The 21,359-nt window shown below is 61.4% G+C and carries 12 protein-coding genes and 1 tRNA gene; 9 read left to right on the top strand and 4 right to left on the bottom strand.

The window, feature by feature from the left end; all coding sequences use genetic code 11:
- Positions 1-549: 549 nt before the first annotated feature.
- Positions 550-1,917, top strand: a complete 1,368-nt coding sequence (locus HMPREF2842_RS01030) for a hypothetical protein (RefSeq protein ID WP_070641943.1) — start codon at positions 550-552, stop codon at positions 1,915-1,917.
- Positions 1,918-2,313: 396 nt separating this feature from the next.
- On the opposite strand, the gene hrpA is transcribed toward HMPREF2842_RS01030, so the two are convergent.
- Positions 2,314-6,804, bottom strand: a complete 4,491-nt coding sequence (gene hrpA / locus HMPREF2842_RS01025) for an ATP-dependent RNA helicase HrpA (RefSeq protein ID WP_070641941.1) — start codon at positions 6,802-6,804, stop codon at positions 2,314-2,316.
- 285 nt (positions 6,805-7,089) lie between these two features.
- On the opposite strand from hrpA, the gene HMPREF2842_RS01020 reads away from it, so the two are divergent.
- The gene (locus tag HMPREF2842_RS01020) at positions 7,090-7,551 is read left to right on the top strand and encodes a helix-turn-helix domain-containing protein (RefSeq protein WP_070629507.1); all 462 of its coding nucleotides are present in this window, start codon (positions 7,090-7,092) and stop codon (positions 7,549-7,551) included.
- 36 nt (positions 7,552-7,587) lie between these two features.
- Here the strand turns inward: HMPREF2842_RS01020 and HMPREF2842_RS01015 are convergent, their stop codons facing one another.
- The 3 genes from HMPREF2842_RS01015 to HMPREF2842_RS01005 form a co-directional block, all read right to left on the bottom strand.
- Positions 7,588-8,814: an alpha/beta hydrolase family protein gene (locus HMPREF2842_RS01015; RefSeq protein WP_070641937.1), complete on the bottom strand. Its 1,227-nt coding sequence runs from the start codon at positions 8,812-8,814 to the stop codon at positions 7,588-7,590.
- A 14-nt stretch (positions 8,815-8,828) separates the two neighbouring features.
- Positions 8,829-9,776, bottom strand: coding sequence for an NADP-dependent oxidoreductase (locus HMPREF2842_RS01010; protein WP_070641934.1), 948 nt, complete (start codon positions 9,774-9,776; stop codon positions 8,829-8,831).
- A 308-nt stretch (positions 9,777-10,084) separates the two neighbouring features.
- Positions 10,085-10,158 (bottom strand) — tRNA-Arg (locus tag HMPREF2842_RS01005).
- A gap of 74 nt (positions 10,159-10,232) precedes the next feature.
- On the opposite strand from HMPREF2842_RS01005, the gene argS reads away from it, so the two are divergent.
- The 7 genes from argS to prfA all read left to right on the top strand — a co-directional run bounded on the left by argS (position 10,233) and on the right by prfA (position 21,359).
- Entirely contained in the window at positions 10,233-11,897 is a 1,665-nt protein-coding gene (gene argS / locus HMPREF2842_RS01000; protein ID WP_070641932.1) for an arginine--tRNA ligase, read from the top strand.
- 82 nt (positions 11,898-11,979) lie between these two features.
- Positions 11,980-13,500, top strand: a complete 1,521-nt coding sequence (locus HMPREF2842_RS00995) for a diaminopimelate decarboxylase family protein (RefSeq protein WP_070641930.1) — start codon at positions 11,980-11,982, stop codon at positions 13,498-13,500.
- 302 nt (positions 13,501-13,802) lie between these two features.
- A complete protein-coding gene (locus tag HMPREF2842_RS00990) occupies positions 13,803-15,092 on the top strand; it encodes a homoserine dehydrogenase (RefSeq protein WP_012903775.1) in 1,290 nt (429 codons plus the stop codon).
- 173 nt (positions 15,093-15,265) lie between these two features.
- Positions 15,266-16,366 carry a threonine synthase gene (gene thrC, locus HMPREF2842_RS00985; RefSeq protein ID WP_044150573.1) on the top strand — a complete coding sequence of 367 codons (1,101 nt, stop codon included), beginning with the start codon at positions 15,266-15,268 and terminating at the stop codon, positions 16,364-16,366.
- Between the two features lie 123 nt (positions 16,367-16,489).
- On the top strand, positions 16,490-17,458 hold the full coding sequence (thrB, locus tag HMPREF2842_RS00980) for a homoserine kinase (protein ID WP_044150571.1): 969 nt from the start codon (positions 16,490-16,492) through the stop codon (positions 17,456-17,458).
- Positions 17,459-17,971: 513 nt separating this feature from the next.
- Positions 17,972-20,134, top strand: coding sequence for a transcription termination factor Rho (gene rho, locus HMPREF2842_RS00975; RefSeq protein WP_070641928.1), 2,163 nt, complete (start codon positions 17,972-17,974; stop codon positions 20,132-20,134).
- A gap of 142 nt (positions 20,135-20,276) precedes the next feature.
- Complete coding sequence (prfA, locus tag HMPREF2842_RS00970) at positions 20,277-21,359, top strand: peptide chain release factor 1 (RefSeq protein WP_049337341.1); 1,083 nt, start codon at positions 20,277-20,279, stop codon at positions 21,357-21,359.

Raw genomic sequence — 21,359 nt, 5'->3', positions numbered from 1 at the left:
CCCGCCCTCGCTTCGCTTCGGGCACCCTGAGGGCGCTTCCGGAAAATACGCTCGCCCCCGCTCCGCGTCCCCGATGTCACGACGGAGGACACCATCCCTCCGCCTCGTAGGTAAAACACTCGACCCCGGTTCAGTAAGGGCAGGGCTTGGGTGCGCGATACCGGTATAACGAACTGGAGGGGGAGGGGGCTGTCACCTTCTCAATCTTTTGCTGGCTCCGCCGGACAGGTGAGCTGAAATTGTGCCCGCGCCGCACCTTCCGAAAGCGACATCAGGGTGCCCGCCCGGGCGCTCTCCGCAGCGAAGCAAGGAAGAGCGGAGCGTCCGGGCGTGGCGGGTTCCCCTGCAGGAGCGAAGGAAGGGAGCGGCGCGAGATGCCCAAAGGCTCCCATGCCGCACTCCAACCAGGGATTTATGTTAAAGCTGAGGTTCAGGGTATTCTTTTCCTCGGCGCTGATTTTCTTTCCACGGCAAGCAAATCGAGGCTCGCCTGGATTCAAATATCGCCGCACCGCAAACACATCACCCCACCTGAATAAAGGGCATACCATGTCTACTTCCCTGACCCGCCGCAAGCTCGTCGCTGGCGCAGCCTGGGCGGCACCGGTCGTCGCAGCCTCGGCAACCATCCCCTCCTACGCGGCATCCGTCGCCGCCACCAACGACTGCATCCTGGCGGCCAACCCGGCATACAGCATCTCCGGCACCGACGAAGGCGCCAAGACCGTGCAGAGCTTCGCCGTGCCCAACAACGTCTACAAGCTTCGTTTTGAGCTGGTCGGCGGCGCGGGTGGTACCAACAACCGCATGACCCAGGCGGGCTCCGGCGCGAAGGTCACCGGCATCATCCCCGTAACCCCCGGCTCCACCGTGCAGATTATCGCCGCGGCAGGTGGCATTGGTAACGGCTCCCTCACCCCCACCGCCGGTGGTGAAGGCTACGGCAACGGCGGCTCCGTACCCGCCTACACCATCCCCGCCACCATCACCGCGCAGGTCGACGCCAAGTACGCGGACCCGGCAAACTCCAAGACCCAGGCGTACGCTGCATCCGGCGGCGGCTCCTCCGCACTGCTCATCGACGGCGTCGTCGTAGCTGTAGCAGGCGGCGGTGGCGGCGCGGGCATGACCACCTCCGGCGTGTCCTACGCAGACCCCTGGTACTCCAACTTCAACGGCCAGATCGACGCCGGTGTGGCGTCCCTCGGCTCGGACGCATCCCCGCAGTTCGACGCGGCGGGTAGCGCCTCCGCGGCGGCAGGTTCCAACGGCACCTCCGGCTACGAAGTCTACAACGCTGAACGCTCTAAAGTCCTGACTTATAACTCCGGTTTCGGTGGCGCAGCGGGCGTTGGCGGTGCCGGTGGCGCGGCGGGCACCCTGCCGGCAAGCGGCCCCATCATTGGCTTTGAAACCACCAACAACCAGGTGCTGTTCAGCCAGTTTGTTGCCGGTAACGCGGGCACGAGTGGCTTCGCGGGCAACGGCGGCGATGGTGCGGGCGCGTACTCCTACCAGCTGGATGAGAACCCCGCCAGCGTGCACGAGAAGGGCACCTACGAGGACCGCAGCTGGGACCTGGACGTCTACAACGACGAGGGCGCGTACGCGCAGAACTTCAACGGCTACCAGTCCGTGGTGTCCGGCGGTGGCGGCGCAGGCTACGGTGGTGGCGGTTCCGGTGCGGCACAGTCTGTCTCCTCGATTGTGCTGACCCAGAAGTGGCTGAACAGCCCGACCGGCGTGCGTCAGGGCATCGGCTACACGATGCAGGGCGGCGCCGGTGGCGCGGGCGGCTCGTACATTGCACCGTCCGTGACTGATGGCTCCATCGTTTCGGCTGAGAACGCGCCGCAGTGGATGCGCGAGCGCGGTAACGGTTCGGTGACGGTAACTTTCTGCGAGGCGGCTGCCTAACCGTCCTGGTTGCTCTTGCCAATTCGCGGGTGGAGGCAGCTATGCCTTCCGGAAGCGACATCAGGGTGCCGCCCCGGGCGCTCTCCGCAGCGAAGTGAGGAAGAGCGGAGCGTCCGGGTGCGGCGGGTGCCCCTGCAGGAGCGGAGGAAGTGCATGGCTTGCCGACCCACCGGGTGAAGAAAACCATAGAGATAGAAGAGTCCCCCACACGAGGTAATCGTGCGGGGGACTCTTTGCTGTTCACAGTGCAAGCTGAGCCGGGAACCTAGCGCGGAAAGGCGGTGTCGTCCGTAGCGACATCAGGGTGCCCGAGCTCTGCGAGGGCGGGTGCCCCTGTAGGAGCGAGGACGAACACCGCCATCCGCGCAAGCCGCAGACAACCCGCAAGCTCAAAATCTAACGCTTGATAGCGTCCAGCGCCTCACGCTGAGCCTTCGCAATGCGCTTCTCAGAGACCGTGTAGGCGGTACCAAGCTCCTGGGCGAAGAAGCTGACGCGCAGCTCCTCAATCATCCAGTTCACGCGGCGGAGTGCATCTGGCACGATGGTGCCTGCCGGTAGCGACTTGACCGCGTTATCGTAGGAGTCTTCCAGGTCCTGCACGGTGAGCATGAGCTGGTTGTCGCGGTGCAGGTTCGGGCCGAGCTTCGTCAGGCGCACCTGGGCGGCCTTGAGGTAGCGCGGGATGTGAACCAGCTGGTCGTAGCCGGTTTTCGCCACGAATCCGGGGTAGACGAGGTTCTCCATCTGTGCCTTCACGTCGGAGACGGCGTGCATGGTCGTCAGCGAGGTTGCCTTCTTGATGGCCTTCTTCAGCGCGGTGGCTTCGGAGAGGATTTCGGCGACGAGCTTGGTGACGTCGAAGACCGTCTCGATGAGTTCGGCACGCACGTGCTCGTAGAGTTCGCTGTATTCGGTGTGAGTGAAGATGGGGGTGTGCGGCACGAGGTGGTCGAGTGCCGCGACGGTGCAGTCGCGGATGAGTTCGTCGATGGAGCCGTACGGGTTCTGCGTGAAGACGATTTTCTCCTTGTGGGAGAGGTGTTCGCTCACGTAGCGTACGGGCGAGGGCACCTGCAGTTGGAGCAGGCGGATGATGCCGCGGCGCTGTGCGTGGAGCTGTTCGGCTTCGGTGGGGAAGATTCGCAGGCCTACGCTGGTTTCTTCGTCAACGAGGGCGGGGTAGCCGTTGACTGCCTGGGTGGCGATGATGCGCTGTACCTTGCGGGGGATTTCTCCGTTGGGGAAGAGGTCGGCGGGGAATTCGGTGAGGCCGCTGATTTCGCGTACCTGCGATCCGTGCATATCGGCTACCTGAGCGGTGCCGGCCTGAGCGTTCTTCGCGCTCTTCTTGGCAGAAGCCGCGGAGCTACCCGAGCCGCCCTGCGCGAGCGCCACCATTTTTGCCATGGTGTCGTCGGATGCGCCGAGGGAGTCGGCGAGGGCGCCGCGAATCTCCTTGTGGAGCTGCTGCTGCAGGGCGCGCAGGTCTTTGCCTTCGCCCAGGATTTTGTTGCGTGCGTTGCGCACCTGGAATCCCATTTTCAGGTGTTCGGGCACGGCGTCCCAGTTGAAGGCTTCGGGCTCGACAACGACGCCGCGCAGGCGGCGTAGTACGAGTGCCAGGGAGGGGATGAGCTCGTCGGTGGCGGGGGAGTAGTCCTCCTCGAGGGCGGCGCAGGCGGCGCGTGCTACGTCGGGTGCGGGCACGAAGTTGCGTCGAATCGCCTTGGGGAGCGATTTGATGAGCGCGGTGACGAGTTCGTGGCGCAGGCCGGGGATCTGCCAGCGGAACGGTTCGGGGCTCAGCTGGTTGAGGAACAGGATGGGCACCTGGACTGCTACGCCGTCGCGCTTGGCGGCGTCGGTGCGGGCGCCTCCGATGCCGGCGGTGGGGGCGTATTCGTAGCGCAGGTCGAGGGTCAGTTCGCCGCTGTCGGTGCGCTGCACCCACTGGCGGGGGAACTGGGAGTCGTCGTAGTCGGCGGCTTCCTCGTTGATGAGCTTTTCGGGGTTGAAGTCCAGGTAGTTGTCGTCTTCGAGACGTGCCTGCTTCCACCACTTGTCGAAGGCGCGCACGTCGGTCACGTGGGCGGGGATGCGTGCGTCGTAGAAGGCAAAGAGTACGGAGTCGTCTACTCGCAGGTCGCGGCGGCGTAGGCGTGCTTCGAGTTCTTCGACCTCAGCGAGGGCGCGCTGGTTGCGCAGGTAGAACTTGTGCTGGGTGTGCCATTGGCCTTCGACGAGGGCGGACTGGATGAACAGTTCGCGGGCTGCGGCGGTGTCCACGCGGGCGTACTGTACGGGGCGGTCGGCGTAGATGGTCAGGCCGAAGAGGGTGCCCTTGGCGTAGGCGACTGCCGCGCCGGAGCTGAGGGACCAGTGCGGTTCGGAGTATTGCACGCTGATGAGGTGCTTGCCGATTTCTTCGATCCACTGCGGGTCGATGGAGGCGTTGGTGCGCGCCCACAGGCGGGAGGTTTCGACGAGTTCGGCGGAGAGCACCCAGTCGGGGCTCTTTTTGAACAGGCCGGAGCCGGGGAAGATTGCGAACTTGGTGCCGCGTGCGCCGAGGTATTCGCGGGGGCCGCGGTTGCGTCCCTTGGAGTCCTTTTCGCGTTCTTCCTTGACGCCTACGTGCGAGAGCAGGCCGGAGAGCAGGCTCTTGTGGATGTCGATTTCGTGGGCGGAGGCGTTGATGTCCCTGCCGCCGCTGGCGTGAATATTGGCGGTGCGTCCCATTTCGCGTAGCTGGGCGAAGAGGTCCTGCCATTCGCGGATGCGCAGGTAGTTGATGTATTCGCGGTGGCACATTTTGCGTAGCTGCGAGGAGGACAGCGCCGCCTGCTGCTCGTTGATGTAGTCCCAGAGCAGCAGGAAGGAGGAGAAGTCGGAGGTGTCGTCGACGAAGCGGGCGTGCATGGCGTCTGCTTCGGCGCGCACGTCGGCGGGGCGTTCGCGCGGGTCCTGGATGGTCAGGGCGGCGGCGAGCACCATCATTTCCTTGGCGCAGTTGCGGCGGCCACCCTCGATAATCATGCGGGCCAGGCGCGGGTCCACGGGGAATGCCGCCATGGCTCGGCCGATGGCGGTGAGGGTTGCGCTATTGCCGCGGCCTTTGCGGGGCTGTCGTGGGCGTTCGGTAAGCGCGCCAAGTTCGCGCAGCAGGTTCACGCCGTCGTTGATGGCGCGAGATGCGGGCGGCTGCACGAACGGGAAGCGGGAGATGTCACCGGGTTCGCGGACCACGCCGATTGCGATCATCTGCAGGATGACGGCTGCGAGGTTGGTGCGCAGAATTTCGGGGTCGGTGAACTCGGGGCGTGAGTTGAAGTCTTCCTCAGAGTAGAGGCGGATTGCGACGCCGTCGCTGACTCGACCGCATCGACCGGAACGCTGGTTGGCGCTTGCCTGCGAGATGCGTTCGATGGGCAGGCGCTGCACCTTGGTGCGTGCCGAGTAGCGGGAGATGCGTGCGGTGCCGGTGTCGATGACGTACTTGATGCCGGGCACGGTTAGCGAGGTTTCGGCAACGTTCGTGGCGAGCACGATGCGCGGGCGCGATCCGGGGGAGAACACGCGGTGCTGTTCGGCGAGCGAGAGGCGCGCGTACAGGGGCAGCACTTCGTAGTTCAGGCGCGGCGACTTGAGGACCATCGCCTCGATGGCGTCCTTGGCGTCGCGGATTTCGCGTTCGCCGGAGAAGAAGATGAGGATGTCGCCGGGCGCTTCTTTGGAGAGTTCCTTAATGGCGTCGAGGATGCCATCGGTGGGATCGTGGTCGTCTTCGATTTCGTCGTCGCTGAGGTAGTCTTCCTCGTCGAGCGGGCGGTAGCGGATTTCCACGGGGTAGGTTCGGCCGGACACCTCAATGATGGGCGGCGCGTCGTCGGGCAGGATCGCCTCGGCGATTTCGCGTTCTTCGGCGTTGAGGTTTTCGTCGACGATGCCCTTGCCCGGCACGTAGCTGGGGGAGAAGTGGCGTGCGAAACGCTCCGGGTCGATGGTCGCGGAGGTGATGATGACCTTCAAATCGGGGCGCTGCGGCAGGATGCGCTTGAGGTAGCCGAGGATGAAGTCAATGTTCAGGCTGCGTTCGTGCGCCTCGTCAATGATGAGGGTGGAGTAGCGGCGCAGCAGCTTGTCGTTCTGGATTTCGGCGAGCAGAATGCCGTCGGTCATGAGCTTGATAGCGCTGTGTTCGCCTACTTCAGAGGTGAATCGAACCTGGTAGCCGACGGTTTCGCCGATTTTCTGGCCGAGTTCTTCGGCGATGCGTTCGGCGACGGAGCGTGCGGCGAGTCGGCGCGGCTGGGTGTGGCCGATGAGACCCTTCTCTCCCAGGCCCAGGTCGAGGCACATTTTGGGGATCTGGGTGGTTTTACCGGAACCGGTTTCACCCGCGATGATGACAACCTGGTTGTCGCGGATCGCGTTCATGATGTCTTCGCGGCGTTCGCTGACGGGCAGCTCTTCGGGGTAGGTGATGACCTCGGGGATGAAGGGCTCGTAGCGGCGCGGTGCCGGGCGGTTCTGCTGGCTGCTCTTGTTGTCGCCCTGCTGGTTGCCCTGCTTGCGGGCGCGGTTGGTGCCGCCTCCGCGTCGGTTGGAGCGGGAGGCGTTGGAGTTGCCTTCGGAGGTGCCGCGGGAGGAGTTCTTGCGGTCTGCGTTATTCTTCTGGGCGCTGTTCTTCTGTGCATCCTTCTTCGGGGCGCCGTTTTTTACCGCGTTGTTCTCAGTAGTTTTATCTGCGGTTTTTTCGCCGGTCTTTTCGGAGGATCGTACCTTTGCCGCGTGGATTGCGGCAGCCATGCTCGCCATGGTGGGGGCGGTGCGGGGGGCCTTAGAAGTATCTGCGTGTTTCTTCGTGGATTTCTGCTCAGACATATCCTATCCAGTGTACTCGCCTTGCCCGCGGTGGGCTTGGGGTGTGCTTTGTTTGTCATATTTGGGTTTGTTCGCTGGAACCTCGGGGTGGGCGGCGGTGGAATACTGACCCTGAACGAGCAGTTAAGATACAATAAACGACATTAAATGCTATCTAAAGAGTTAATAATTATTCATTTGAATTTTATGCACCGTAGATGCGAATTAACTGCGCTTCTTAACTTTCTTTCGATAGTTTCGTTCAACTGCTACAGTGGTGAATAACACAGTAACGAAGGAGTGACTATGCCATCACCAAAGACGTACCCGGCAACACGTGTTGCAGTGTTGGATTGCTGCGAAGACGGACAGTACGAAGAAATTCACCACCGCTGCGAAGAGCTCTTCCAAGCCCTCGTTCACGCGAGTCTGCGCACCCACTTCGACCGCCTCAGCGCCGAAGAAACCCTCTACCTGGTCACCGGCGACGGCGAGCGCGTACAGATTTCCCCCGAAATGTACGGACCCCTCACCTCCGTAGCGCGCGCATTCGCCGACCGCAAGGATGTCTGCGTGGTTCGCCAGGACCGCCTCATGACCACGCAGGAGGCGGCAGACTACCTGGGCGTATCCCGCCCGACCGTTGTTCGCCTGCTGGAGCGCGGAGATATTCCGTTCGAGCGCATTAACACGCACCGTCGCGTTGCTTTTGATGACCTCGAGCGTTACCGCCTTGAGCACGAATACGTGAACCGCCGCGTTCGCTAACCTGTCGAACCGCTCAGGTTACACGCCGCGGTTGAACTAAACAGTACGGTTGAAGAACTGCAGCATCTGCTGAACAATATCGGGGCTATAACAGCGCGAATCCCCGTGTTCGGCATCCGGAACCAGCACCAAATCGGTAGGCACCTGCCGCGTGCGCAGCGCCTGATACACCCGCACCGATTGCTGGTACGGCACACACGAATCACTAATACCGTGCACAAGCATCAGGGCAGTGGCACCGCCGCTCGCACCCTGTGCAGAGGCACTTTCGACCTTATTCACTCGTTTCTGGGGGCGTACCGCATCAATAGGATGCGCACGCTCCCAGTTCTTTTGGGCGCGCTCGATGCAGATACCCGGAACCGCCCGCTCACCCTTGGAAGCGTCGATAGCCGACAGATCTGAGGGTACCGGGTGGGTACTTCCCAACAGCCGCCATTCGGCGCCGTCATCCTCGGGGTGGTCGAGAGCATAGCCAGCCAGGGGACGGTCGGTGAAGATGGTCCTCAAATCGCTGACCCCGTAAAACGAAACCGCCGCCGCCACCTGCGAACTATGGGACGGGTAGGCGCTCGCCGCCCTGCCTTCAAAGTATTCGTCGTGCTCGGGTGCGCTCGCAGGATCCCCACCGCTACCGTCACCGGCGGCGGAATCTCCCGTATGCGCAACCATCATGCTCAGATGCCCGCCGGCGCTTCCGCCCGCTACCGCAATGCGCTGCGGGTCAATACCGAATTCGTGCGCGTTGGCGCGGAAGAAACGCACCGCCTCCTTCACATCGTGTAGGGCACCCGGGAAGAGTGCCTGATGCGAATACCGGTAGTTGATGGACGCGACCGCCCAGCCTGCCTGCTGAAAAGCGGCGCGCATGAGCGCCTGGGTATTGGGCTGCTCCCCGCCAGGGGTGCGCAGGATAGTGTCGCGTAGGGCCTGGTTGGTGCCGAAGCGCCAGGCGCCACCGTGAACCCACACCAGCAGCGGCGCGGGGGAAGAAGCCTCGACAGTTGAAGCTTCGGCAGTTGAAGAATCGGCAGCGGCGGGGAAGAAATCGTAGGCGAACGCCTCGCGAGTTACCGGTGACTGCGCGCCGTAGTCGGGTAGTGAGTGGGCATCGTAAAAGCCCGCCTCGCGGTAAAAACCGGAGCAGTACTCGGTGCCCTCAACCTTCGGCGCGCCCTCAGTGGTCAGTGCACCCTCTACATTCGGCGTGCCCTCAGTATTCAATGCGCCCTCAACCTTCGGCGCGCTCTCAGAAATCTGCATGAATCAGCACCTCGTTAGGGAACCAGTACGATCTTGCCGCGGGTGCGACCCGTCGCCACCAGTGTGTGAGCCTGCGCAGCCTGCGAAAAATCAAGCACCTGATCCACGTGCACCTTCAACAGGCCCAAGGACATGAGGCGGGCAATCTCCTGCATCTGCGCGCGGTCCGGGTGAACCGTCAGCCACTGCGCCTCGAAGCCGCGCTCACGCGCAACATCCAGCGGGTCGGGGCTGGTCAGCGTGACAATGCGGCCGCCGGGAACCAGCACCTCCAGCGAATCGAGGAAGGTCTGCTGACCGGTGGAATTGAGCACCACATCCATGGTCTGACCCAGTACGGTACGGAAATCCTCGGTGCGGTAATCAATAGGCTGGGCACCCAGCGAGCGCACAAACTCGTGGTTCGCCGCGGAGGCGGTCGCAAAAACCTGAGCGCCAGCCTGCGCCGCCAGCTGAACGGCGAGGTGACCGACGCCTCCGGCACCGGCGTGAATGAGTACGCGCTCGCCTTCCTTCAACCGCGCCACTTCGAAGAGCGCCTGGTATGCGGTCAGTGCCGCCAGGGGAGCGCCACCCAATTGCGCGCAGGGAACATCGGCGGGCACCTTCACCAGCTGATGCGCCGGGGCGAGAACATACTCGGCGTACGCACCGGCGGGGGAGGGAAAAGAAACAAGACCAAATACGCCGTCGCCCACCTTGAAACCCGTGTAGTCGCCGGCGGTAGCAACCACCGTGCCGGCAACATCCCAGCCGGGAACGAAGGGCTTGTACGACGGATCTGCCAGCTGAGCGGCGGGACCCAGACCCTTGCGGGTGGTCAGATTAATCGGGTTGACACCGGCGGCAACCGTCTTGATGAGCACGTGACCGCGCACCGGCGAGGGGATAGGTACGTTTGCTTCGTGCAGAACGCTTTCGTCGCCCCATTCGGTGAGCTGAATCTGGCGCATGGTGGTCATCGGGTTACCTCCGCTGTTGTGGCTTGAAGCCGTGCTGATGTGACGGGTGTGCGCGTTTTCCCATTCTCTCAAGGCTGTTAGCGTTGCCACAACAGGTAGGCGGGTAGTGTCCACCCTCTGAGGTTGAAGCCTGAGGTTGAAGTCTGAGGTTGAAGAGGGAGGTGGCGGGAACGGTCGCCCGGCGCAGGCTTTATGCACAACAGGGTGAGCGGCTCAATAAAGTTGAGTTGTTAAATAAAAAGGAGCCGATACCCGAACAATACGCCTCGGATATCGGCTCCCGTGTTCCCTCTCGAATAAGAACATCGTGCCCCTGAAAGGATTCGAACCTTCGACCCCCAGTACCGGAAACTGGTGCTCTAATCCGCTGAGCTACAGAGGCAACCCACCTATGGTATCAGATAAGCACTAGATAAAGGGTCAGGTACCTGCCAAGGCTTGCTAGAATAGTTTGTTATGACTCCTGAAGAACTCTCCGAAGCCATTGCGCTTGCCCTTGAAGAAACCATTTCCTCCGGCCAGCTGACCCTCGTGGAGGGCGCTGAACTGCCCGCCGTCCGAGTGGAGCGCCCCAAGTCCCGCGAACACGGCGACTGGGCAACCAACGTCGCTCTGCAGCTCGCCAAGAAGGTGGGCAAGAACCCGCGTGAGGCAGCAGCTCTTCTGGCAGAGAAGATTGGTGCCATCCCCGGTGTCGCATCCGTAGATATTGCTGGCCCCGGCTTCCTGAACATCACCCTGGACGCCGCAGCCGCTGGTGAGCTTGCCGCCACCATCGTTGAGGCTGGCGAAGCATACGGCCGCAGCGACAAGTTCGCCGGTAAGACCATTAACCTTGAGTTCGTCTCCGCGAACCCCACCGGCCCCATCCACCTGGGTGGTACCCGCTGGGCTGCCGTCGGTGATGCGCTCGCCCGCGTCCTTGAGGCTGAGGGTGCTAACGTCGTGCGTGAATACTACTTCAACGACCACGGCACCCAGATTGACCGTTTCGTGCGCTCTCTGATTGCCGCTGCCCGCGGCGAGGAGACCCCCGAGGACGGCTACGCTGGAGCGTACATTGTTGACATTAAGGACCAGATTCTGGCTCAGCGCCCCGACGCGCTTGAGGCTGAGAACCCCGAAGAGATTTTCCGCGAAATCGGTACTCACCTGATGTTCGATCAGATCAAGGAGTCCCTGGCGGCATTCGGCACCCACTTCGACGTGTTCTTCCACGAGAACTCCGTGTTCGAAGGCGGCAAGGTGGACGCCCTGCTCGACACCATGCGTGAGAACGGTCAGCTCTTCGAGGCTGACGGCGCATGGTGGATGCGCACCACCGACTACGGCGACGACAAGGACCGCGTGGTCATTAAGTCTGACGGCAACCACGCCTACGTGGCGGGCGATATCGCCTACTACCAGGACAAGATGACCCGCGCAGTAAACCCCGCCGACGTGGCGATTTACATGCTCGGTGCTGACCACAACGGCTACGTGGGCCGTCTGAAGGCTATCGCCCAGATTCTTGGCTACCGCGCCGACCAGATTGAGGTCATGATCGGTCAGCTGGTGAACCTGGTCAAGGACGGCAAGCCCGTCCGCATGTCCAAGCGTGCCGGCACCGTGGTCACCCTCGAGGACCTGGTCGAGGCTGTGGGCGTTGACGCGGCTCGCTACGAGCTGACCCGCTACTCGGTGGACACCCCCATCGACATTGACCTGGGCCTGCTGACTTCCAAGAGCAACGAGAACCCGGTCTACTACGTGCAGTACGCTCACGCACGTACCGCCGCTGTGGCACGTAACGCCGCGGAGGCTGGCGTGAAGGTTGAGGACGGCGTGGACACCTCCCTGCTCGACTCGGCTGCTGACGGCGAGCTGCTGGCTGTACTCGGCCAGTTCCCCGCTGCTGTGCGTGATGCCGCGAAGTTCTACGAGCCGCACCGCGTGAACCGCTACCTGGAGCAGCTCGCTTCGGCGTACCACAGCTGGTACGGTGTCTCCCGCGTCACCCCCAAGGCGGATGAAGAGGTCACCGACCTGCACCGTACCCGCCTGCTGCTGAACAACGCGGCACAGCAGGTGCTGGCTAACGGCCTGAACCTGCTGGGTGTGAGCGCACCCGAGCGCATGTAATACTCTCGTTTCAACCCCCGACCCGGTGCTACCGGGGCGGGGGTTGAGCGTATGCCGGCAAGATAGCTAAGAAAGAGATACGATGAGCGAAGCCCGCGCCCTCTACGCCCCCGAATGGCTCACCTACCCCGAGCGCCCCGAGGCCCTGTCCCGCACGATCTGGACGGATTCCTTTACCCGCAATAATCAGGGCGAGCTCTGCATTGATGGCGTGACCGTCAGCGACCTGGTTGCTGAGCACGAAACCCCGCAGTACGTCTTCTCCGAGACGACCTTCCGCGCCCGCGCCCGCGCCTACCGCACCGCTTTTGAGCAGGCTTTCGCCGCGCACGGTGCGAAGGTGAGCGTTTACTACGCCGGTAAGTCGTTCCTGTCCACTGCCGTGGCGCGCTGGGCGACCGAGGAAGGCCTGTGCCTGGATACCGCCTCCGGTGGTGAGTTGGCGTTGGCTCTGCGCGCACAGGTGCCCGGTGCGAACATCGCCCTGCACGGTAATAACAAGTCGGAGGCTGAGCTTGCCCGCGCGATCCGTAACGGCCTGGGCCGTGTGGTGGCTGACTCGGTGGATGAGCTCAAGCTCATTGAGTGCGTGTACGCCGAGCTTGCCGCCGAGCGTGTGGCTGAGGGCGAGGAGCCTTACGCCCCGGTTCCGGTGCTGATTCGCATCACCCCCGGCGTGCATGCCTCGACCCACGAGTCCATTGCGACCGCGCACGAGGATCAGAAGTTCGGCATGTCCCTGCAGCCCGGCACCGCCGCGCTTGCTGGTCTGGATGAAGAGGAGCTGGAATACTGGGGCGTTGAGTCTACCGATTCTTACGCGGCTCTGGCTGCCGCGATTCTGAACGCGACCGATTCCCTGGATTTCCGCGGTATTCACTGCCATATTGGTTCGCAGATTTTTGAGGCGGAGGGCTTTGAGCAGGCGGCTACTACCGCCCTGGAGTTCATGAACCGCCTCAACCGTGACCTGGGCGTGACCCTGCCGGAGCTGGATTTGGGTGGTGGCTACGGCATCGGCTACACCGAGGCGGATCACCCCCGCTCGATTACCGAGGTGACCGAGTCGATTGCCGCTTCCGTTGCGGCGACCTGTGAGCGCCTGGGCATGGCGATTCCGCACATGTCGTTCGAGCCGGGCCGTTCTATTTCTGGTCCTTCGGGTGCGACCCTGTACACGGTGGGCACCATTAAGAACGTGAGCATTGAGGATGAGAACGGCGAGATTCGTGTGCGCCGCTACGTTTCGGTGGATGGCGGTATGAGCGATAACGCCCGCCCGGTGCTGTACGAATCGGATTATTCGGTGACTCTGGCTAATCGTGCCCCGGTGGGGGAGCAGGTGCTCTCTCGCGTGGTGGGTAAGCACTGCGAGTCTGGCGATGTGGTGGTTCGTTACTGCTACCTGCCTGCTGACCTGCAGGCTGGCGATATTCTGGCGGTTCCGGCGACCGGCGCGTACTGCTATGTGCTGGGTTCGAACTATAACTTCTTGACTCGCCCGCCGGTGATTGCGACCGCGCAGGGTCAGCCTTCTCGTGTGATGATTCGCCGTCAGTGCGAGGAGGATATGCTGGCGCTGGATATGGGTTCGGATATCTAAGAACCCTGTCTGACATCATGAAAAACCGTGAAGTTCCCGTCTCTGCCATGGACGCCGTGAGGTGGCGGTTGCGGGCGGGGTCTTCACGGTTTTGTGCGTTCAAAACATGACAGACGATAAGGTTCACCTCATAACTGTGAGGGATACCTCATCTCAGAGAGTAAAAGTCGCACCTTGAGGCTGCTGAGCCGTCGCCGCCTCTTGATAAAGTGGTTGTTGGGTGCGTGCTCTGCGCCGCATCCGTGCCTTAGCCCGAAGAGATACCGGGGCGAACCCGGAACAGACCGTAGAAAGAGACTATCGTGGCTGAAAAGATCAAAGTAGCACTGCTTGGTGCCGGTAATGTCGGTTCCCAGGCTGCTCGCATCCTGGTAGAGGATAACGCTGTCCTTGAAAAGCGCATTGGCGCGCCCGTGGAGTTGATCGGTATTGCTGTGCGCGATACTAATGCATCCCGCCACTGGAATGCGGACCCCTCGCTGTACACCACCGATGCTGACGCTCTCATCGATGCAGCGGATGTGGTCATCGAGCTGACCGGCGGTATTGAGCCGGCTCGCACTCGCATTCTGCGTGCTCTGAAGGCGGGTAAGTCCGTGGTCTCCGGCAACAAGGCGCTGCTGGCTAAGCACGGCGTGGAACTGCAGGCTGCCGCTGATGAGTCCGGTGCTCAGCTCTCTTACGAGGCTGCTGTTGCGGGTGCTATCCCGATTCTGCGCCCCCTGCGTGACTCCCTGGCTGGTGACCGTGTGACCCGCGTTCTGGGCATCATGAACGGCACCACCAATTACATTCTTGACCAGATGGACACCACCGGCGCATCCTTCTCGGACGCGCTGGCTGAGGCTCAGAAGCTCGGCTACGCGGAGGCTGACCCGACCGCTGACGTTGAGGGCCACGACGCCGCGTCGAAGGCTGCGATTGTTGCTTCTTTGGCGTTCCACTCGACGTTCACTATTGATGACGTGCACACCGAGGGCATTACTTCCATCACCGCTGATGATGTTGCTGCCGCGGATGCTGATGGTTACGTCATCAAGCTGCTGGCTATTTGTGAGCGTGAGGGTGAGAACGGCGCGAACATTCGCGTGAACCCGACCCTGATTCCTCGTCAGCACCCGCTGGCGGGCGTGCACGGTGCGTTCAACGCTGTGTTCGTTGAGGCGGAGAACGCTGGCGAGCTGATGTTCTACGGTCCCGGTGCGGGTGGCGCTCCGACTGCTTCGGCTGTTCTGGGTGACTTCGTGTCCCTGGCTCGTCGTCTGGTGCTGGGTGGTCCCGGTGTTCCGGAGACTTCCCACGCTCAGCTGCACGCAACCGGTCTGGATAACGTGGTGTCTCGCTACTCGGTGGGTGTTTTGGTGGAGGATCGCCTGGGCGTTCTGGCGAATATTACCCGCATCCTGACTGAGCACGGCATTTCTGTTGATTCTCTGCGCCAGTCCGCCCCGAAGGAGGGTGTGGCTCAGATTCGTATGGTCACCCACTCTGCGAAGGACGCAGATTTGCGCCGTGCGATTGCTGTGATTGACGCTCTGGACACTGTGCGTGAGGTGAACTCGGTCATCCGCGTGGAGTCCGAGAAGCACTAGGCACTGAGAAGCACTAGGCGCTTAGCGCTAACTGATGTGCGGCACGCGCCGCTCACTAAACGTGCGATGCTCGCGTGTAGAAGCATCGCTCACGAACGAACCCGCGTACCCGCTACCGCGCCGGACCTACGGGAGGTCCGGCGGGCGGGGCGCCAAGATTGAAGGAGAAGCCAATGGCACACGTGTGGCAGGGCGTTATCAATGAGTACCGTGACCGTCTGCCCTTCGCAGACGATGTGAAGGCTGTGACCCTGGGCGAGGGCGGTACCCCGCTGATTCACGCGCCGGCACTGTCTGCTGAGACCGGTAACACCGTTTACCTGAAGTTTGAGGGTATGAACCCGACCGGTTCGTTCAAGGACCGCGGTATGACCAGCGCGATGACCGCCGCTAAGCGTGACGGTGCGAAGGCTGTTGTGTGTGCTTCGACCGGTAACACTTCTGCGTCGGCTGCTGCGTACGCTCTGCAGGCTGGTATGCGCTGTGCAGTGCTGGTTCCGGACGGCAAGATTTCTATGGGTAAGCTGTCTCAGGCTATTGCTCACGGTGCTGACATCATTCAGATTGACGGCAACTTCGATAACTGCCTGGAGATTGCTCGCAAGCTCAGCGAGAACTACCCGGTGTTCCTGGTGAACTCGGTGAACCCTTACCGTATTGAGGGTCAGAAGACCGGTTCGTTCGAGGTTGTTGACACCCTGGGTGACGCTCCCGATTACCACCTGCTGCCGGTGGGCAACGCGGGTAACATTACCGCGTACTGGAAGGGCTACAAGGAGTACTCGGAGCCTTACACCAACCGTGACGGTAAGGTTCTGGAGCCGGTTGCGACCAAGCGTCCGATCATGTGGGGCTTCCAGGCTGCTGGTGCTGCTCCGATTGTTGCTGGCCACCCGATTGAGGCTCCTGAGACCATTGCAACCGCTATCCGTATCGGTAACCCCGCGTCGTGGGAGAAGGCTGAGGCTGCTCGTGACGAGTCCGGCGGCGTGATTGAGGCTGTCACCGATGAGGAGATTCTGGAGGCGCACCGCTGGCTGTCTGCCCGCGAGGGTGTCTTCGTGGAGCCGGCTTCGGCTGCTGGCGTTGCGGGTCTGCTGAAGAAGCACCGTGCCGGTGAAGCTCCCGAGGGTAAGACCATCGTCATCACCGTGACCGGTCACGGTCTGAAGGACCCGCAGTGGGCTCTTGAGGCTGTTAACGGTGTGAAGGTTGAGCCGACTAAGGCTCCCTTCGACGTGGTTGCTGTGGCAGATATTCTTGATTTGAACTAGTCTGTTCATACTACGATGTGCACTCCGTCCCGTGTTTGCGGGGCGGGGTGCACCTGCATGACAGCCCCTTTTTGTATCTTTCACCTATTCACTCATTACGTCACCGATCGCGAGGTTCTTCTCATGTCTTCCCTGCATATTTCTGATATTCCGGTGGGCGCGTCCGTTAAGGTTCGCGTTCCCGCTACGAGCGCTAACCTGGGTCCCGGCTATGACAGCATGGGTTTGGGTCTTGGCTTCTATGATGAGCTGGTTGTTGAGCGTATTGAATCCGGCCTGGAGTTTGAGCTCAGCGGTGAGGGTAGCGCGGATGTTCCTCGCGATGAGAGCCACCTGGTTTTGCAGGCGATGAAGGCTGGTTTTGCGGCGGCTGGTTTGGATGAGCTGCCGCCGGTGAAGCTGATTGCCGATAATAAGATTCCGCATTCTCGCGGTATGGGTTCTTCGGCGTCGGCTATTGTGGCGGGTGTGGCTGCGGCGAGCGGTCTGCTGCCGGAAGAGTACCGTCTGAGCCGTGAGCAGATGCTGCAGGTCGCCTCCGATATGGAGGGCCACCCGGATAACGTGGCTCCGGCGATTTACGGCAACCTGTCGGTGTCCTGGGGTGAGATGGGCAACTGGAAGACCTTGATTATTCCGGTGCATCCTGATGTTCACCCTGTGGTGGCTGTGCCCGATTATGAGGTGTCGACGAAGCTTGCTCGTTCGCTGATTCCTGAGGAGATGCCCCACGTTGAGGCGGTGGCGAACTCCGCTCGTGCGGCGTTGCTGGTGCGCACTCTCTCTGATGCTCCCGAGTACCTGATGGATGCGACCGTGGATTACCTGCATCAGGGGTACCGCGTGACCGCGATGGAGCCGTCCGCTGTGCTGGTTGCGTACCTGCGCAGTCAGGGTTTTGCTGCGGTGATTTCTGGCGCTGGCCCTACTGTTTTGACCTTTGCGCACGGTGACGAGCAGGTGCGACAGGTTCAGGAGGCGATTGCCGAGTTTGAGGCGACTCACCCCGGTAGCGCTATTGCGGATCGCCGCTTGAACTGGAGGGTTCTTCCCCTTGAAATTGACACTGAAGGTGTTATAGTTACTCAGTAGGACGTTATTAGTTCGTCCTATGTTGAGGTTCGCCCGTCGTTCAATGTAGACCGTCGATACTATCCTTCGTAACGTACTTCCGTTTCCCCTGATGCCTCAGATGCTTTGTGTATCTGGGCGGGAGCCGGCAGAGTTCGGGGGAGTGCCTTTGGAGTTCACGTCTTTCTTTATTTCTGACGCATAGGGGAAGACTTTTCTGGAGGTTCGGTTTCGCGGCGGGTGCCCTTTCAAAGTGACCAATCCATCCTCTTCATCTCGCGTAGATGGTTTGTATAGATGATGGTTTGGGCTTACCCACATTTGTGATAGAGCGCCTTATCTTCCGTGTGTGCTCGCTGTGTCTGAATCAGCGGGTACGGTAAGAGACGCGAACCGCCTCCAGCGCGGTTCGAGGGAGTCGAAGGTGCAGACTGCTGTTTTCTTTCGGCAGTGTCTAAACCTTTGACCGCGCTATAGCGCCCGCCCGATCTTTATTCTGAAGATTTTCAGGGCTTATAACCAAAGGAATTGTAGTTGGCAAAGAATATTGTTGTCACCGATGAGTACGGTACGGAAGCTGCCGCACCGGAACTTGCAAACTTGAAGGTCGCGCAGCTGCGTGTCCTCGCCCAGCAGCTTGGTATCCGCGGCTACCTGAAGTTGAAGAAAGCTGAGTTGGTTCAGGCTCTTGAGGAGCATCAGCGTGGTGGCGCCGTAGCCGCTCCTGCTGCACCCAAGTCTGAAAAGCCTACGTCTGAAGCACCCGCTGAAGCTGCTGAATCTGCCCAGGATCCCGCTGCTGAGAAGGCTGAAGAATCTAAGCCTCGCCGTACTCGCCGCACTCGCGCCCAGAAGGACGCCGAGGCGAAGGCTGAGAAAACCGAAAACACTGAGGCTGCTGAAGCCCCCGCTGAGGGCGTTGAGAAGGCTGAAAAGTCTGAGAAGCGTACCCGCTCCTCTCGTTACGAGACTCCCGCTCAGAAGCGTGCGCGCGCTCGCCGTGCCGCTGAGGGTGAGGACGCATCGGCTGAGATGAACGAGAAGGCGGAGAAGCGTACCCGCCGCACCCGTAAGGACGAGAATCCCGCTGAGCTTCCTCCGCTGGATGTGCGCGCTGAGCTGGCCGCTGAGCGTATTGGCGAGCGTTCGGAGCAGATTGACCTGCCCGGTAACTCTGCTGAGCTGAAGGCTGCTACCGCTGACGGCACCGCGAGCCTGGACAGCCTGAACGCTGCCCTGGATATGACTTTTGGTACCCCCGACGGTGAGAAGAGCTCGAAGCGTACCCGCACTCGTGAGCGTCGCCGCGATCAGGATGGTGAGCGTACCGAGCGCCGCACTAAGCGTGACCGTCAGGCTGAGCGTGCAGAGCGCAGCACTGAGCGTAGTGAACGTGCCGAGCGTAAGGCTGCTGAGCGTGCCGAGCGCACCGAGCGCACCGAGCGCACCGAGCGCACCGAGCGTACTGAGCGCCGTTCCAAGCGTGACCGTCAGGCTGAGCGTGCTGAGAAGCAGGCTCGCCGCCGCGAGGAGAACGAGCCTCGCCTGAGCGAAGACGATGTGCTGGCACCGATTTCGGGTGTTCTGGACATTCTCGATAACTACGCTTTCGTGCGTACCACCGGCTACCTGCCCGGCACTAATGACGTGTACGTCTCCCTGGCTCAGGTGAAGAAGTACAACCTGCGTAAGGGTGACCACGTGCTCGGCGCGATTCGCGTGCCGCGCGAGGGCGAGTCGAATAACCGTCAGCGTTTCAACGCGCTGGTTCAGGTTGAGGCGATTAACGGTCAGAGCGTTGAGGAAGCAGCGAACCGCCGCGTCTTCTCGAAGCTGACTCCGCTGTACCCCAAGGAGCGTCTGCGTCTGGAGACCACCCCGAAGAAGCTGGGCACCCGCGTGGTGGACCTGGTGTCCCCGATTGGTAAGGGCCAGCGTGGTCTGATTGTGTCCCCGCCGAAGGCGGGTAAGACCCTCATGCTGCAGTCCATTGCGAACGCGATTACCGTGAACAACCCGGACGTGTACCTGATGATGGTCCTGGTGGATGAGCGTCCTGAAGAAGTGACCGATATGCAGCGCACCGTTAAGGGCGAGGTTATTGCCTCGACCTTCGACCGCCCGGCTGAGGATCACACCACTGTGGCTGAGCTGGCTATTGAGCGCGCAAAGCGTATGGTGGAGCTCGGCTACGATGTGGTCGTGCTGCTGGACTCCATGACCCGCCTGGGCCGCGCATACAACCTGGCGGCTCCCGCATCCGGTCGTATCCTGTCCGGTGGTGTAGATTCTGCCGCGCTGTACCCGCCGAAGAAGTTCTTCGGTGCTGCCCGCAATATTGAAGAGGGCGGCTCGCTGACTATCCTGGCTACCGCCCTGGTTGAGACCGGCTCGAAGATGGACGAAGTGATCTTCGAAGAGTTCAAGGGCACCGGTAACATGGAGCTGCGCCTGTCCCGTCAGCTGGCGGATAAGCGTATCTTCCCGGCGGTTGATATTAACGCTTCTGGTACTCGCCGCGAGGAGAACCTGCTCTCCCCGGATGAGGTCAAGATTATGTGGGGTCTGCGCCGTGCCCTGGCGGGTATGGAGCCCGAGCAGGCTCTGGGTGTTCTGACCAACCAGCTGCGTAAGACTGAAAGCAACGTGGAGTTCCTTCTGACGGTTCAGAAGAACGGTCTGCGTCTGGTCGACTAAGGCTCGTATCTCACGCGCCCCACCTCCTCATGTGGGTGGGGCGCGTGAGCCGTTCGTTTTGTGCATCCCCGTTGTGAGGGGTGTGAGATGTCTAGTGCCTGCCCGTGCGGCGTAAAGTGCGGGAGATGGAAGAGAGAACAGAATGTTTGAATCTATTCAGGTTCTGCTGGATGAGCACGCTGACCTGCAGAATCAGCTGGCGGACCCCGCCGTGCAGGCGAACCAGGGTAAGGCACGCCGTGTGGGCCGCCGTTACGCGGAGCTGACCGGTATTGTGACTGCGTACAACAAGTACACTTCGCTGAAGGATGACCTTGAGGCTGCTCGCGAGATGGCTGATGAGGATCCGGACTTCGCGGCGGAGATTCCCGGCCTGGAGGAGGAGCTGGAGGTTGCTCAGGAGAAGCTGCGCCGCCTGCTGATTCCGCGTGACCCGGATGATGGCCGTAACGTCATTCTTGAGGTGAAGGCTGGTGCTGGTGGCGACGAGGCGGCTCTGTTCGCTGGTGACCTGCTGCGCATGTACATGCGTTATGCCGAGAACAAGGGCTGGAAGACTGAGATTATTTCTTCGACCAGCACCGATGTTGGCGGTTACAAGGACGCACAGATCGCTATTAAGGGTTCCTCGAATGAGCCTGCTGAGGGCGTGTGGGCGCACCTGAAGTACGAGGGCGGCGTGCACCGCGTGCAGCGCGTTCCGGCGACCGAGTCTCAGGGCCGTATCCACACCTCCGCTGCTGGTGTTCTGGTGTTCCCTGAGGTGGATGAGCCCGAGGAAATCGAGATTAACCAGAACGACCTGAAGATTGACGTGTACCGTTCTTCGGGCCCCGGTGGTCAGTCGGTGAACACCACCGACTCGGCGGTGCGTATTACCCACCTGCCCACCGGTATTGTCGTGGCGATGCAGAATGAGAAGTCTCAGCTGCAGAACCGTGAAGCTGCAATGCGCGTGCTGCGTGCGCGACTGTTGGCTCACCAGCAGGAGCAGATTGACGCTGAGAACGCGGCGCACCGTGCTTCGCAGGTGCGTACTATGGACCGTTCGGAGCGTATCCGTACCTACAATTTCCCAGAGAACCGCATTGCGGATCACCGTACCGGCTACAAGGCGTACAACCTGGATGCTGTACTGAATGGTGACCTGGAGCCTGTGGTTCAGTCCGCTATTGAGATGGATGAGGCGCACCGCCTCGCTCAGGTGGGCCAGGAACAGAAGTAG

The sequence above is a fragment of the Rothia sp. HMSC069C10 genome, assembly GCF_001812205.1.
Classification (GTDB): domain Bacteria; phylum Actinomycetota; class Actinomycetes; order Actinomycetales; family Micrococcaceae; genus Rothia; species Rothia mucilaginosa.
The sequence above is the reverse complement of the archived record's forward strand: the minus strand, read 5'-3'. Positions and strand labels throughout refer to the sequence as shown.